This is a genomic window from Rhizobium aethiopicum (genome assembly GCF_900094625.1).
Lineage (GTDB): Bacteria > Pseudomonadota > Alphaproteobacteria > Rhizobiales > Rhizobiaceae > Rhizobium > Rhizobium aethiopicum.
Map to the genome: position 1 here is coordinate 64,695 of NZ_FMAJ01000018.1, position 14,572 is coordinate 79,266.

Below are 14,572 nucleotides of genomic sequence, written 5' to 3' on the forward strand. Positions count from 1 at the left end.
TTCGAGTTAACTGAGCACCCGGACAGCACGGCAATGTTGAATGATACCATCTTTGCGCTTTCAAGCGGCGGTCCGCCCTCTGGTGTCTCGGTTATTCGCATCAGCGGCCCGGCGACTAAAGACATACTGGTCCAGCTAGTCGCATCCGTGCCGGCCGGCAGAGTAGCGTCCTACCGAACGATTCGGACTCGTAACCACCAGCCGATCGACAGTGGCTTGGTGCTGTTTTTTCCCGCTCCCAATTCCTTCACCGGCGAGGATGTCGCCGAGTTGCAGGTGCATGGCAGTAAAGCTGTGCTGGCGGCATTGTTTCACGAACTCGGCGATATCCCTGGTGTCCGCATGGCGCGCGAGGGTGAGTTTTCACGGCGCGCCTTCGAAAACGGCAAACTCGATCTTGTCGAGGTCGAGGGCCTGGCCGATCTGATCGGCGCTGAAACCGAGATGCAGCGCCGACTCGCGGTGGAACAGAGTGCCGGCGGTGTGTCGGCAATTTACGATTCGTGGGCGAAACAATTAACGCGGGCTCGAGCATTGATCGAGGCAGAGTTGGATTTTCCCGATGAGGACGACGTTCCTGGTTCGGTGTCGGATATGGTCTGGGCCGACATGGTTAGGCTTCGCGGCGAGATCGAGCTGCATCTCGAGGCGGGTTCGGCCGGCGAGATCATCCGGGACGGCTTCAAGGTGGTCATCGCCGGCGCTCCGAATGCCGGAAAATCGAGCCTGCTGAACGCTCTGGCCCGGCGTGACGTCGCGATCGTCACCGAGATCGCCGGAACGACCCGCGATGTCCTGCAGGTCGATCTGGATATTGACGGCTATCTTGTCAAACTTTATGACACGGCCGGTCTGCGTGATGCGGATGACAGGGTGGAGATGGAAGGCGTGCGGCGCGCGCGCGTTGCGCTGCGCGATGCCGATCTTGTGCTGCTGTTGATCGACAGCAGCAATCCGGTGATCCCCGGCGATTTGGATCAGGCTTCTCTCCATGTTACTGTCGGGACGAAGAAGGATCTCGTTGCGACCGGTTCCGATCGCTATGATCTGCAGATCTCGACGGCGACCGGTGATGGTCTGGCGGAGTTGCGGCAGCTGATCGGGCGCATTGTCGCCGAACGCTTCGGTGGCCTGTCTCTGGCGATTCCCAGCCGACAGCGGCATAGGGATTCGCTGACGAAATGTTTGGCAGCGCTCGACGTGGCAATCTTGGAGACGGGTGCGAATCTTGAACTGCGCACCGAGCAGCTAAGGCTTGCAGCGGAATATTTGGGGAGAATTACCGGGCGGGTGGATGTCGAACGACTGCTCGACGTGATCTTCTCGGAGTTTTGCATCGGTAAGTGATTCACGTGAAACCTTTTCGGGCCGCGGACCCTCGTTTCATGTGCAACTCCTGCCGTCTTGGAGTTTGGATATGACTGACAATGTCTATGATGTGATCGTGATCGGCGGCGGCCACGCGGGGACGGAGGCGGCCAGCGCGGCTGCCCGCCTCGGCGCGAAAACCGCCCTGGTCACCCACAGGCGAGACACGATTGGTGTCATGTCCTGCAATCCGGCGATCGGCGGCCTCGGCAAGGGACATCTGGTTCGCGAGATCGACGCGATGGACGGCCTGATGGGCCGCGTTGCCGATGTTGCCGGTATTCAGTTCAGAATGCTGAACCAGAAAAAGGGTGCCGCTGTCCGCGGTCCGCGGACGCAGGCAGATCGAAAACTTTACCGGTTGGCGATGCTCGCCGCGATTGACGCGACGCCGAACCTGGATGTTATCGAGGGCGACGCATTCGATCTCGACGTACGAGATGGCCGCGTCACGGGCGTGATCATGAAAGACGGCCGGCTTTTGAAGACGCCAGCGGTGGTCTTGACAACCGGCACCTTCCTGCGCGGCCTTATCCATATCGGTTCTGAAAAGACGCCAGCCGGTCGTGTCGGCGAGGCTCCGTCGATCGGACTGTCGGCTACCCTGGCGCGCCTGGGGCTGCGGCTGGGCCGATTGAAGACCGGAACGCCGGCCCGGCTGGATGGCAAGACAATCGACTGGCAGTCCGTCGGACGGCAGGGTGCAGACGAGGAACTCGTGCCCTTCTCCTTCATGACCGATTCGATCACCACTCGGCAGATTGAATGCGGCGTCACCAGGACAACTGAAGCAACGCACCGGATCATTGTCGATAACATCAACCGCTCGGCGATGTATTCGGGGCAGATCGAAGGCGTTGGGCCGCGCTACTGCCCGTCCATCGAAGACAAGCTGGTAAAATTCGGTGAGCGCGACGGACACCAGGTCTTTCTCGAACCCGAAGGCCTGGATGACGACACGGTTTATCCAAATGGCATTTCAACCTCGCTCCCGGCCGAGGTTCAGGCGGAGTTCATCAAGACGATTCCCGGCCTCGAAGCCGCCAGGATATTGCAGCCGGGTTACGCCATCGAATATGACCATGTTGATCCGAGAGAGCTCACCCCGTCGCTTGAGGTCAAGCGATTGAGAGGCCTGTTTATGGCCGGCCAGATCAATGGCACCACCGGCTATGAAGAGGCAGCGGCTCAGGGGCTTGCAGCGGGGCTGAATGCCGCCCTGCGAAGTTCCGATTCGGAACCGTTCCATTTCAGCCGCACGAGCTCCTACATCGGTGTGATGATCGATGACCTCACTTCGCGTGGCGTTACGGAGCCGTATCGAATGTTCACGTCGCGGGCGGAATATCGCTTGACGTTGCGAGCCGACAACGCCGATGTGCGGTTGACACCGTCGGCGATGCAGCTCGGATGTGTGAGTGCTGCGCGTGCGCGGCGATTCACGGCCTATCAGGCCGAGATCGATGCCGGCCGCGCCCAGCTGGCGGTGTTGACCTTGACGCCCAATGAAGCACGACGCGCGGGCTTGAACATTAACCTGGATGGGCAGCGCCGGACGGCCTACGATCTGCTGTCCTACCCATCCTATGATTTCGCCGCACTTCGACATGTTTGGCCCGAGGCGTTGGCCATGATCCGGCCAAAGGTGGCGGAAGCGCTGGAAATCGAGGCGGGCTATTCGGTGTATCTTGATCGGCAGGCGGCGGCGATCGCCGATCAGCGGCGTGACGAGGAGCGGCGGATACCCGCTGATTTTAATTATGACGCGCTCTCGGGGCTTTCGAACGAACTCAAGGCGAAGCTCAGCAAGATTCGTCCTTCCAACGTCGCTCAGGCGGCAATTGTCGAGGGGATGACCCCTGCAGCAATCGCACTGCTGCTCGTGCACTTGCGCCGGCAGAACGGTTTAGGGCGCCAGAGCGCCTGATACAAGATTTGAGAGTCCTTCAGAATGGAACTGAACGGTTTGCGTGTTTCACGTGAAACACAGGAACGGCTTAAACACTTTGCGACGCTGTTTCAGAAATGGGCGAAGACGATAAACCTGGTGGCGCCCTCAACGCTCGATGATTTGTGGCGCCGTCATATTGCCGACAGCAGTCAGATTTTCCAGATCTGCCCTCAGCCGATCACTTGGGTGGATCTCGGCAGTGGCGGCGGCTTTCCCGGCGTCATCACCGCAATCTTTCTGGCGGAACTGCAAGATGGCTGGGTGCATCTTGTTGAAAGCAACCACAAGAAGGCCGCTTTCCTGCGAACGGCTTTGCGGGAGACGGGTGCGCGAGGCAGTGTTCATACCATTCGAATCGAGGAAGCCTACGCCGAGATCGGCGATTGCGGTGCGGTTTCGGCTCGCGCCCTTGCCGATCTTGAGGGATTAATCGGTTATTCTGCGCCATGGATGCTCGGCAAGCAGAATTGTCGCGGGTTCTTTCACAAAGGCCGGGATTACCTGAGGGAAATCGAGGAAGCCCGTGGTCGGTGGGAATTCGATCTGTTAGAACATAAGAGCGCTGTCGAGCAGGAATCTGTGATTTTAGAAATATCGAATCTCCGGCGCTTGGTTTAACAGATCGGATATTGCGGCAATGGCTGGCGAACGACATCGGATAATAACCATCGCAAATCAGAAAGGTGGCGTTGGGAAGACGACCACTGCAATTAACCTGGCAACGGCGCTGGCCGCTATCGGCGAACGTGTCCTGATCGTGGATCTCGATCCGCAGGGGAATGCGAGCACCGGCCTCGGGATCGACCGCCGCGATCGCAAGCTCTCCTCCTATGATTTGATGATCGGTGAACGCGGGATCAGCGACGTGACGCTTGAAACCGCGGTTCCCAACCTGTTTATCGTGCCCTCGACCATGGATCTGCTTGGTGTCGAGATGGAGATCTCGCAGCAGGCCGATCGGGTCTTCAAGTTGCGGAAAGCGCTGTCCTCCCCCGAAGCAACGGCGTTCTCCTATATTCTGTTGGATTGCCCGCCCTCCTTCAATTTGTTGACGATGAACGCCATGGCGGCCGCCCATTCGGTGCTGGTGCCGCTGCAATGCGAATTCTTTGCACTGGAAGGGCTGAGTCAGCTGCTCGAAACCGTCAGCCAGGTGCGTCGGACGGTTAATCCCCGGTTGGATATTCAGGGCATCGTCCTGACGATGTTCGATGCGCGTAATAATCTGGCGCAGCAGGTGGTCAATGATGTGCGGACCCATCTCGGGGAAAAGGTTTATCATACGTTAATCCCCCGCAATGTCCGTGTCTCCGAGGCACCATCGTACGGCAAGCCCGCTATTCTCTATGATCTGAAATGCGCGGGTAGTCAGGCCTATCTGCAGCTGGCTTCCGAGGTCATTCAGCGGGAGCGCCAGAGACTGGCCGCGTAGGATTATTTCGGAATATGGGTGAGTGTAGATCATGAATGACGATATATCGAAAAGACGGCTGGGCCGCGGACTTGCAGCGCTGATTGGCGAAATGGATCAGCCTGTTCCGGTGGAAGCTGAACGAACCGTCAGCGCCGACCGGATGATCCCGATCGAATTCGTCAGCCGTAACCCCCGCAATCCCCGTCGCTTCTTCGATGACACCGAACTGCACGACCTTGCGAGTTCCATCCGTCAGCACGGCATCGTTCAGCCGATCGTCGTGCGGACAATGTCGCAAGACAGATACGAAATCATTGCCGGCGAGCGGCGCTGGCGGGCGGCTCAGCTTGCCGGCCTGATTGAAATCCCCGTCATTATCCGTGACGTTGATGACAAGACCGCGCTTGAGATTGCTATCGTCGAAAACGTGCAGCGAGCGGACCTCAATCCTCTCGAGGAGGCTTTAGGCTATGAGCAGCTTATCGCCGAATACGGCTACACCCAGAATGACCTCGGCGAGATTATCGGTAAAAGCCGCAGTCACGTCGCCAACTCGTTGCGGCTGTTGAAATTGCCCGATCCGGTTCGCGATCTTCTTGCCGCGGGCAGTCTTTCGGCTGGACATGCACGCGCGCTCGTTTCGACGCCCGACCCGGCAAGCCTTGCCCGCACCATCGTCGCCAAGGGCATGTCGGTGCGTGATGCCGAGAAGTTGGCGCAGAACAATATCAAGGCGCAATCAGAGCCGCAGCAGCCGACAATGCGTCGTGATCAGAAGGATTCAGATACGCTGGCGCTCGAACGGACGCTTTCCGACGCCCTCGGGCTCGAGGTTTCAATCAACCACAAAACCGGTGGCGGTCAGATCAAGATTTCCTATAAGTCGCTGGAACAGCTCGAGGAAGTCTGCCGCTTGCTGGAAAGGCGATAATCACCCCGGTTTGCGGCCGGATTGAAGGGTGGTGGAGAGAAGCGTTTGCATCGCAACGCTGTCTTCCAGCACCTGCCGGCGCCGACTCTGGAGGATCGCCGCCTGCAGGCGGTTGGATTCACGGCCGATACTTTCTGCCGACCAGTGACGGAGCGCCTGCTCAATGATCGGCTTGCGGCGAAAATGCAGATGCCGCCCCATCGTCTGCATGACTTGAGGCGCCTGCAGACGTTTTTCTTCCATTTCCGAACGCATCATGTCCAGAAGCTGGAACTGCTTCAGGCAGGCCTGCAGCACAAGAAAGATCGCGGTTTTGGAACTACTGATCTTTTGCATGGCATGCAGGAAGCCATTGAGATCGCCGCTGAGGATAGCATCGACGGCGTCATCAACTGAAATCGCGCTGGCGTCGCCGATTATTTCGGTAACGTGATGTTCCTCGATCGTGTCAAGGCCGCTGCAATAGAGGGCCAGCTTTCGCACTTCATTACGCGACGCGATGCGATCGCCGCCGATTAGGGCAATCAGCGCCTGGCGGGCTGCTGGCGTAATGCCAAGTTTTTCTGCCCCGAGTTCGGTATCGATCAAGCCGTTCAGCGCGCGGCTATCATCGGGGTAAGAGGGGACCGTCATGATGGATCGCGCGGCTTCCGCGGTCTTGCGAAGCAGCGATCCCTTTTTCAGATCGCCGGCCTCCACAATCAGATAGGCCGCTTCCAGCGGTTTTTCCGCAAGCTGCGCCAGGGAATCGACGAGATATTTTTCGTTGGCGGCACCGCGAATCCAGATGAGTTTTTCGCCGCCGAACAGCCCGATGGACCGAGCCTCGTCAACCAAGCGTCCGGGATCCTTCTGCAGATCGCCGATATCGAGTTTGGTCAGCGAGAAAGGATCATCGAGCGCGACTCCGGTCTTGCCGGCGATCTGACCGGCCCGTTCGAAAACCAGACCCCGGTCCGGCCCGTAAATGACGAAAATCCGATAGTTTCCCGCCGATTTCTGCAGGAAGGTCTCGAATTCATGCGACTTTATTTCTGCCACCTCGCTGCCCTCAGCGGCTGAGGGCAGCGGCGAGATCGGCTCCTACGAATTCCGCCGCCTGATCCGCTGCGCGGTTCTCGGCATCACGGATCGCCCTTTGCTTGGCAAATTCCTGCTCAGAGAAATCTACCAGCGCGGTCGCCTGGCGACTGCCGGCCTTGATCACGCGGCTGTCGGCTATCGCACTCAGCGTATAGGTGACGGTAACGGTGACACGACCGGCGCGGGACGTATCGCCCGTTTGCTGCAGAAGGGTTTCGGCGACACTGGAAGTAGCGCGCATTTCGACGTGATATTGCGGGTTTACCGCTTCGCCGGCGCCCCTTGAGGCCAGGAAGATCAGGCGATTACGAACCTGCTGTTCGACCCGGCCGCCCGCCTCGGAAAAACCGACCGAAGACAGCTTTTCCACCACACCGGACTGCTCTGAATAAAGCGGCCGGACCTGGCAGGCGGAGAGAAAAACCGCAGACGCAAGGCTCATGGCGATGCCGGCATTACGGGCCAGCTTGCAAGCGATATCAGACGACAATGTTCACAATCCTTTGCGGAACCACGATGATCTTCTTCGGTGCCTGACCGTTCAGCACGTTCTTCACCGCATCGAGTTCCAGCACGGCGTTGGTCACGGCATTCTGATCCGCATCGCGAGAAATTGTCAATTCGGCGCGCTTCTTGCCATTGATCTGCACGGGCAGAACGACGTCATTTTCGATGACGAGCGCTTCCACGTATTGTGGCCAGCCCGTGCGGGCCAGCAGGCCGCCATTGCCAAGCGTCGCCCAGCATTCCTCGGCAAGATGCGGCGTCATCGGTGCAACGAGCTGGATCAGGATCTCGGCAGCGTCACGCACGGCCGCGCGATAGGCAACATCGCCTTCACCTGCCGCAACCCTCGTCAGCGGCGCGGCGAGCGCATTGACGAGCTCGTAGATGCGGGCGACGGCCTTGTTGAACCAGAGCTTGTCGTAGTCGTTCTGAACGGCCTTCAGCGTTTTGTGCGCCGCCTGCGAAATCGCCAGCGCTTCGCCGTCGGTGGCGGGTGCCGGCGCTACGGCAGAGAGCGCATCAGCCGCTTCCGAAATCAGCCGCCACAGGCGCTGGGTGAAGCGGTGGGCGCCTTCGACGCCAGCCTCCGACCAGATGACGTCGCGTTCCGGCGGCGAGTCGGACAGAACGAAGAAACGGGCAGTGTCGGCGCCGTAGGAGGCAATGATATCGTCTGGATCGACGACGTTCTTCTTCGACTTCGACATCTTCTCGATCGAGCCGATAGCGATTTCCTCGTCTGACGTCAGCAGAAAGGCGCGACGTTTGCCGTCAAGCTCTTCGATGCGGATATCAGCAGGCGCCACCCATTCCCTGCTGGCGCCGGCGCCGCGGCTATAGGTTTCATGGACGACCATGCCCTGGGTGAAAAGGCCCTTGAATGGTTCGGTGGCGGCGACATGACCGGTTTCGCGCATAGCGCGAGTGAAGAAGCGGGAATAGAGCAGATGCAGGATCGCATGCTCGATGCCGCCGATATATTGGTCGACCGGCAGCCAACGGTTAGCCGCCTCAGGATCGGTCGGCTTTGCTTCCCATGGCGCGGTAAAGCGGGTGAAATACCAGCTCGAATCGACGAACGTATCCATCGTATCCGTCTCGCGGCGTGCATCCTTGCCGCAGTGCGGGCAGGCGACATGACGCCACGTCGGATGGCGGTCGAGCGGGTTACCGGGCTGATCGAAGGTCACATCCTCAGGCAGCTTGACCGGAAGGTCCTGCTTCGGCACCGGCACGACGCCGCAGGCGTCGCAATGAATGACCGGGATCGGGCAGCCCCAATAGCGCTGACGCGAAATGCCCCAGTCGCGCAGACGGAAATTGATCTTTCGTTCGCCCTGCGGCGCATTGCCGAGGGAAGCGGCCGACAGCCGGTCGGCAACGATATTGAAGGCTTCCTCCGTCGTCTTGCCGTCGAGGAAGCGCGAATTGATCATGACTCCCTCGCCGTCATAGGCGGTGTCGCCGACGGAGTAGCTTGCGGAGTCGCCATCGCGTGGCATGACGACAGCCACGACCGGCAGGCCGTATTTCCGTGCGAAATCCAGGTCGCGCTGGTCACCGGACGGGCAGCCGAAGATCGCGCCCGTGCCGTAATCCATCAGCACGAAATTGGCGATGTAGACCGGCAGTTCCCAGGAGGGATCGAGCGGATGCTTGACGCGGATGCCGGTATCCAAGCCCTTTTTTTCGGCGGTTTCGAGCGCGGCGAGCGATGTGCCGGCGCGGCGGCATTCCTCGCAGAAGGCTTCGATCTCAACATTCTTCGCTGCGGCATCCTTGGCCAGAGGATGATCGGCAGCGATCGCCAGGAAGGAGGCGCCGAATAGCGTGTCCGGCCGGGTCGTGTAGACGGTGATCTCGGTCTCGCCGGCCGGCGCGGTTTCCGGCACGATCTCCCAGCGGATCGTCAGGCCTTCCGAGCGGCCGATCCAGTTCTTCTGCATCAGGCGTACTTTTTCCGGCCACTGGTCGAGCGTATCCAGCGCGTCGAGCAGGTCCTGGCTGAAATCGGTGATCTTGAAGAACCATTGCGTAAGCTCGCGCTGTTCGACCAGCGCGCCGGAGCGCCAGCCGCGGCCGTCGATCACTTGCTCGTTGGCCAGAACGGTATTGTCGACCGGATCCCAGTTCACCTTCGACTGTTTGCGGTAGACCAGCCCCTTCTCCAGGAAGTCCAGGAACAGATGCTGCTGATGCTGGTAATATTCGACGTCGCAGGTTGCGAATTCGCGGCTCCAATCCAGCGAAAGCCCCATGGCCTTCAGCTGCGCCTTCATCGAGCCGATATTCTGGTAGGTCCAGGAAGCGGGGTGCACGCCACGCTCCATGGCGGCGTTCTCGGCCGGCATGCCGAAGGCATCCCAGCCCATCGGGTGCAGCACGTTATAGCCGCGGGCACGCTTGTAGCGGGCAACGACGTCGCCCATGGCGTAATTGCGGACGTGGCCCATATGAATGCGCCCCGAAGGATAGGGGAACATTTCGAGGACGTAATATTTTTCGCGCGGATCTGAATTATCGGTCTCGAAGACCTTGTCTTCGTTCCATTTCTGCTGCCAGCGGGGCTCGGCATCGCGCGGATTATAACGTTCGGTGGCCATGGTATTCATAATTCCGGAAAATCAGGGGAGTTGGTCGAGACCTTCACCATGAAACCACTTTAGCGTCAAGTTTTGCAGCCGTTGGAGGCGTCCGATCTTCATGGGGCGGAGGCGATTTCACCAGAGCGGGTCTTGGCAAGCACAGAATGGCTGGCTAGTTCATTGCCAATTCTTTTCACACGGGTATGTCGAGGCAGAACAATGGATCTTCAAGAGCGCTTGAACGAGGTGCGGTCGCGGATCGCGGCGGCGGAACGCCAGGCAGGTCGTCCGGCCGGTTCGGTTCAGCTCGTCGCCGTGTCGAAGACGTTCGAGGCCGATGCGATCGGCCCTGCAATCGCCGCCGGGCAGCGGCTCTTCGGCGAGAACCGGGTACAGGAAAGTCAGGGAAAATGGCCTGATCTGAAGTCCGAGCATCCCGATGTCGAACTGCATCTGATTGGGCCGCTGCAATCGAACAAGGCGGCGGATGCGGTGGCGCTTTTCGACGTCATCGAGACGGTAGACCGCGAAAAGATCGCCCGCGCGCTTGCCGAAGAGATGAAGCGGCAAGGCAGGACGCCGCGGCTCTACGTCCAGGTCAACACCGGGCTGGAACCGCAAAAGGCGGGCATCGCTCCCGAGGACGCGCCTGGTTTCGTCGCCCTCTGCCGCGATGAGCTCGGCCTGTCCATCGACGGCTTGATGTGCATTCCGCCGGCCGAGGAAAATCCCGGGCCGCATTTCGCGCTTCTGGCAAAGCTCGCATTAAAATGCAGCGTTGAAAAACTCTCCATGGGCATGTCGGGCGATTATGAGACGGCGATCGCCTTCGGCGCCACCAGCGTGCGTGTCGGTTCGGCGATTTTCGGCGCGCGCTGACACCTGCTTTGGTCGGGCTTCCCGTCCTTCCCCACGCCGCCTACATTGACAGGGAGGTTTGCGATGTCCTGGGGAGGAGCAGATGCAGAACGGCTATCATCAGGTCTACGCGACCTGGAAGGGCGACCCGGAAGCCTTCTGGCGCGAAGCCGCCGCGGCCATCGACTGGTTCAAGCCGCCGGAGCGGGTGTTTTCACCTGATGAGGGCATATATGGCCGCTGGTTCTCGGGAGCGGAAACCAACACCTGCCACAATTGTCTGGACCGGCATGTCGCGGCGGGACGCGGCGGCGAGACGGCAGTCATCTTCGACAGCGCCATGACCGGCGAAAAGCGTCAGTTTTCATACGAGGAGGTGCTCGGCGACGTGAAGGCCATCGCCGCGACGCTGCTGGGGCTTGGCATCGGCAAAGGCGACCGCGTGATCCTTTATATGCCGATGGTGCCAGAGGCGGTGTTTTCGATGCTTGCCTGCGCTCGTATCGGCGCAGTCCATTCGGTCGTTTTCGGCGGCTTTGCCGCCAGCGAGCTGGCGACACGCATCGACGATAGCGGCGCCAAGCTGGTGATCACCGCGAGCTGCGGCCTCGAGCCCGGTCGCGTCGTCGCCTACAAGCCATTGGTCGACCAAGCGATCGAGCTTGCGCGGGTAAAGCCGGAGCACTGCCTGGTGCTGCAGCGACCGCAGCTTCAGGCAGATCTCGTCAGCGGCCGCGATCAGGATTTCGGTGCGGCGGTGGCGCGCCATCGCGGCGCCGAGGTCGCCTGTGTTCCCGTCAAGGCGACCGATCCGCTTTACATCCTCTACACCTCCGGCACCACGGGTCAGCCGAAGGGTGTCGTGCGCGACAACGGCGGCCATATGGTCGCGCTCAGCTGGTCGATGCGGAATATCTACGGCCTGAAACCGGGCGAGGTCTTCTGGACGGCGTCGGATATCGGTTGGGTCGTCGGGCATTCCTATATCGTCTATGCACCGCTGATCGCCGGCGTGACGACGCTGATCTTCGAGGGAAAGCCGGTCGGCACCCCGGATGCCGGCGCATTCTGGCGGATCGTCTCGGAATACAGGGTGCGTGTGCTCTTCACAGCTCCGACCGCATTCCGCGCCATCCGGCGGGAGGACGGTGAGGGCGAAACGCTGCGCCGATATCCGATGCCGGATTTCCGGGCGCTGTTTCTTGCCGGCGAGAGGGCGGACCCGGAAACCCTGAAATGGGCGGAGCGCATGCTCGGCGTGCCGGTCATCGATCACTGGTGGCAGACGGAGACCGGCTGGCCGATCGCGGCCAATCCGCTCGGTCTCGGCGCCCTTCCCGTCAAGCGCGGATCGCCGACATTGCCGATGCCCGGTTACGAGATTGCGGTGCTCGACGACGCCGGCCACCCAATCGAGGCGGGGACGCTCGGCAATATCGTCATAAAGCTGCCCCTGCCGCCGGCTTGTCTGCCGACCCTCTGGAACGCCGACGATCGTTTCCGGTCGGCCTATCTCGATGAATTTCCTGGTTACTACAAGACCGCCGATGCGGGTTATGTCGACGAGGACGGTTATCTCTTCATCATGTCGCGCACCGACGACATCATCAATTGCGCCGGTCACCGGCTTTCGACCGGGGCGATGGAGGAGGTCTGCGCGCGGCATCCCGATGTCGCCGAATGTGCGGTCATCGGTGTTAACGATGCGCTGAAGGGGCAGGCGCCCTGTGGTTTCCTGGTGCTGAAACGGGATGTTTCCCGTGAAGCGGCGGCGATCGAATCCGAGGTCGTAGCGATGATTCGCGACTCGATCGGCCCGGTCGCGGCCTTCAAAACGGCCATCACCGTTAACCGACTGCCGAAAACGCGCTCCGGCAAAATCCTGCGCGGAACCATGCAGAAAATTGCCGACGGCATACCCTGGAAAATGCCGGCAACCATTGATGATCCCGCGATTCTGGAAGAGATCGGCGAGGCGTTGCGCAAGCGCGGTTTCGGCTCGTTGCCCATGTAAATTCAGGATCGACGGGTTTAGAGCGCGTCGCGCTTAGCTCTTCGTTTCCGCAATAAAAAACCCTGCCGAGAGCGGCAGGGTTTTTCTACATGAGACAACTGATATCTCAGTATTGGTCGTCCTCGTCTTCGTCCTTCGGGGCCGAGCGCAGAGAGCTCAGCTTGCGGAAGACGGCGTCGGCGTCGATTTCCTTTTCCTCTTCGCGCTCGTAGCTCGGGCTCAGGCGTTCAGTTTCCTGCGCCGATTGCAGTGTCGCGCCAAGCTCGGCGGCGGTCGGCAACGGGCGACCCTTGGAGGCCTTTTCCACTTCCATGTCGAGATCGATCTGGCTGCAGAGGCCGAGCGTCACCGGATCCATCGGCGCGAGGTTGGCGGAGTTCCAGTGCGTACGTTCGCGGATCTGCTCGATCGTCGATTTCGTCGTACCGACGAGTCTGGAGATCTGCGCGTCCTTCAGCTCCGGATGGTTGCGGACGAGCCAGAGAATGGCGTTCGGGCGGTCCTGACGCTTGGAAACCGGCGTGTAACGCGGGCCGCGGCGCTTGGATTCCGGCACGCGCACCTTCGGTTCGGAAAGCTTCAGCTTGTGGTTCGGATTGGCTTCGGCGCGGGCGATTTCGTCGCGGGAGAGCTGTCCCGTCGAGATCGGATCGAGACCCTTGATACCCTGCGCCGCTTCGCCGTCGGCGATCGCCTTGACTTCCAGCGGATGCAGTTTGCAGAACTGCGCGATCTGATCGAAAGACAGCGCCGTGTTGTCGACAAGCCAGATGGCGGTCGCCTTCGGCATGAGCAATGTTTGAGCCATGGATATAGTCCTTCTATCGTCCGCGCCGGTCGCGGTCCGTGGATTGTCACCACAATGTCCGGGAAATATGGCGCTATATAACCGTACTGTCGCAGAATTGCAATTCTTCCGAAATCAAATGACCTTTGTCTAATTGCCGTGGCGATGCGACCTGCTATGAATTGCCCTGATTTGAAGTCCGGGCTCATAGATCGCTTGGCCCGTCGCATGTCCCATGAGGAGGAGTTCCATGTCGGAGAAGATCCATCCGGTGCCGAAGCCGGTGAAGGCGCGTGCCCTGATCGATAAGGAGAAGTACCTGAAATGGTACGAGGAAAGCATCGAGAACCCCGACAAATTCTGGGGCAAGCACGGCAAGCGGATCGACTGGTTCAAGCCCTATACCAAAGTCAAGAACACGTCCTTTACCGGCAAGGTTTCGATCAAGTGGTTCGAGGACGGCCAGACCAATGTCTCTTATAATTGCATCGACCGGCATCTGAAGACGAACGGCGACCAGGTGGCGATCATCTGGGAAGGCGACAATCCCTACATCGACAAGAAGATCACCTATAACGAGCTCTACGAGCATGTCTGCCGGATGGCGAACGTGTTGAAGAAGCACGGCGTCAACAAGGGCGATCGCGTCACCATCTATATGCCGATGATCCCCGAGGCGGCCTATGCGATGCTCGCCTGCGCCCGCATCGGCGCGGTGCATTCGGTGGTCTTCGGCGGTTTCTCGCCCGAGGCCCTGGCAGGGCGTATCGTCGACTGCGAATCCACCTTCGTCATCACCTGCGACGAAGGTCTGCGCGGCGGCAAGCCGGTGCCGCTGAAGGACAATACTGATACGGCGATCCATATTGCCGCCCGCCAGCACGTCAATGTCAGCAAGGTGCTGGTCGTGCGCCGCACCGGCGGCAAGACGGGGTGGGCGCCGGGCCGTGACCTCTGGTATCATCAGGAAGTGGCCACGGTGAAGGCGGAATGCCCACCGGTGAAGATGAAGGCGGAGGACCCGCTGTTCATTCTCTATACGTCAGGTTCGACCGGCAAGCCGAAGGGTGTGCT

At 60.1% G+C, this 14,572-nt stretch carries 12 protein-coding genes; 8 read left to right on the plus strand and 4 right to left on the minus strand.

Features of this window, described 5'->3' with window-relative positions:
- The first annotated feature begins 33 nt into the window (after positions 1-33).
- The 5 genes from mnmE to GA0061105_RS27190 all read left to right on the plus strand — a co-directional run bounded on the left by mnmE (position 34) and on the right by GA0061105_RS27190 (position 5,664).
- The gene (gene mnmE, locus GA0061105_RS27170) at positions 34-1,347 is read left to right on the plus strand and encodes a tRNA uridine-5-carboxymethylaminomethyl(34) synthesis GTPase MnmE (protein WP_092753966.1); all 1,314 of its coding nucleotides are present in this window, start codon (positions 34-36) and stop codon (positions 1,345-1,347) included.
- Between the two features lie 70 nt (positions 1,348-1,417).
- The gene (mnmG, locus tag GA0061105_RS27175; protein ID WP_092753968.1) at positions 1,418-3,295 is read left to right on the plus strand and encodes a tRNA uridine-5-carboxymethylaminomethyl(34) synthesis enzyme MnmG; all 1,878 of its coding nucleotides are present in this window, start codon (positions 1,418-1,420) and stop codon (positions 3,293-3,295) included.
- A gap of 24 nt (positions 3,296-3,319) precedes the next feature.
- Positions 3,320-3,937 carry a 16S rRNA (guanine(527)-N(7))-methyltransferase RsmG gene (rsmG, locus tag GA0061105_RS27180; RefSeq protein ID WP_064696398.1) on the plus strand — a complete coding sequence of 206 codons (618 nt, stop codon included), beginning with the start codon at positions 3,320-3,322 and terminating at the stop codon, positions 3,935-3,937.
- A gap of 19 nt (positions 3,938-3,956) precedes the next feature.
- Positions 3,957-4,751: a ParA family protein gene (locus tag GA0061105_RS27185; protein WP_092753969.1), complete on the plus strand. Its 795-nt coding sequence runs from the start codon at positions 3,957-3,959 to the stop codon at positions 4,749-4,751.
- A 31-nt stretch (positions 4,752-4,782) separates the two neighbouring features.
- A complete protein-coding gene (locus tag GA0061105_RS27190) occupies positions 4,783-5,664 on the plus strand; it encodes a ParB/RepB/Spo0J family partition protein (RefSeq protein WP_092753971.1) in 882 nt (293 codons plus the stop codon).
- On the opposite strand, the gene holA is transcribed toward GA0061105_RS27190, so the two are convergent.
- From holA to leuS, 3 genes are read right to left on the minus strand one after another with little or no spacing between them, the layout of a single operon-like run.
- On the minus strand, positions 5,665-6,705 hold the full coding sequence (gene holA / locus GA0061105_RS27195; RefSeq protein ID WP_092753972.1) for a DNA polymerase III subunit delta: 1,041 nt from the start codon (positions 6,703-6,705) through the stop codon (positions 5,665-5,667).
- A 10-nt stretch (positions 6,706-6,715) separates the two neighbouring features.
- Entirely contained in the window at positions 6,716-7,237 is a 522-nt protein-coding gene (gene lptE, locus GA0061105_RS27200; RefSeq protein WP_092753974.1) for an LPS assembly lipoprotein LptE, read from the minus strand.
- Positions 7,227-9,857 carry a leucine--tRNA ligase gene (gene leuS, locus GA0061105_RS27205; RefSeq protein ID WP_092753989.1) on the minus strand — a complete coding sequence of 877 codons (2,631 nt, stop codon included), beginning with the start codon at positions 9,855-9,857 and terminating at the stop codon, positions 7,227-7,229. The genes lptE and leuS overlap by 11 nt, the downstream gene beginning before the upstream one ends.
- A 201-nt stretch (positions 9,858-10,058) precedes the next feature.
- On the opposite strand from leuS, the gene GA0061105_RS27210 reads away from it, so the two are divergent.
- Together GA0061105_RS27210 and GA0061105_RS27215 are read left to right on the plus strand one after the other, a co-directional pair.
- Complete coding sequence (locus GA0061105_RS27210) at positions 10,059-10,718, plus strand: YggS family pyridoxal phosphate-dependent enzyme (protein WP_092753976.1); 660 nt, start codon at positions 10,059-10,061, stop codon at positions 10,716-10,718.
- A gap of 82 nt (positions 10,719-10,800) precedes the next feature.
- The gene (locus GA0061105_RS27215; RefSeq protein ID WP_092753978.1) at positions 10,801-12,711 is read left to right on the plus strand and encodes a propionyl-CoA synthetase; all 1,911 of its coding nucleotides are present in this window, start codon (positions 10,801-10,803) and stop codon (positions 12,709-12,711) included.
- 106 nt (positions 12,712-12,817) lie between these two features.
- Here GA0061105_RS27215 and GA0061105_RS27220 read toward each other — a convergent pair whose 3' ends face one another.
- Positions 12,818-13,519 (minus strand): DUF1013 domain-containing protein, encoded by a 702-nt coding sequence (locus tag GA0061105_RS27220; protein WP_064696405.1) that lies wholly within the window; start codon positions 13,517-13,519, stop codon positions 12,818-12,820.
- A gap of 229 nt (positions 13,520-13,748) precedes the next feature.
- Here GA0061105_RS27220 and GA0061105_RS27225 point away from each other — a divergent pair.
- Positions 13,749-14,572, plus strand: an 824-nt coding sequence (locus tag GA0061105_RS27225) for an AMP-binding protein (RefSeq protein WP_141130235.1), incomplete at its 3' end; no start/stop codon positions are given.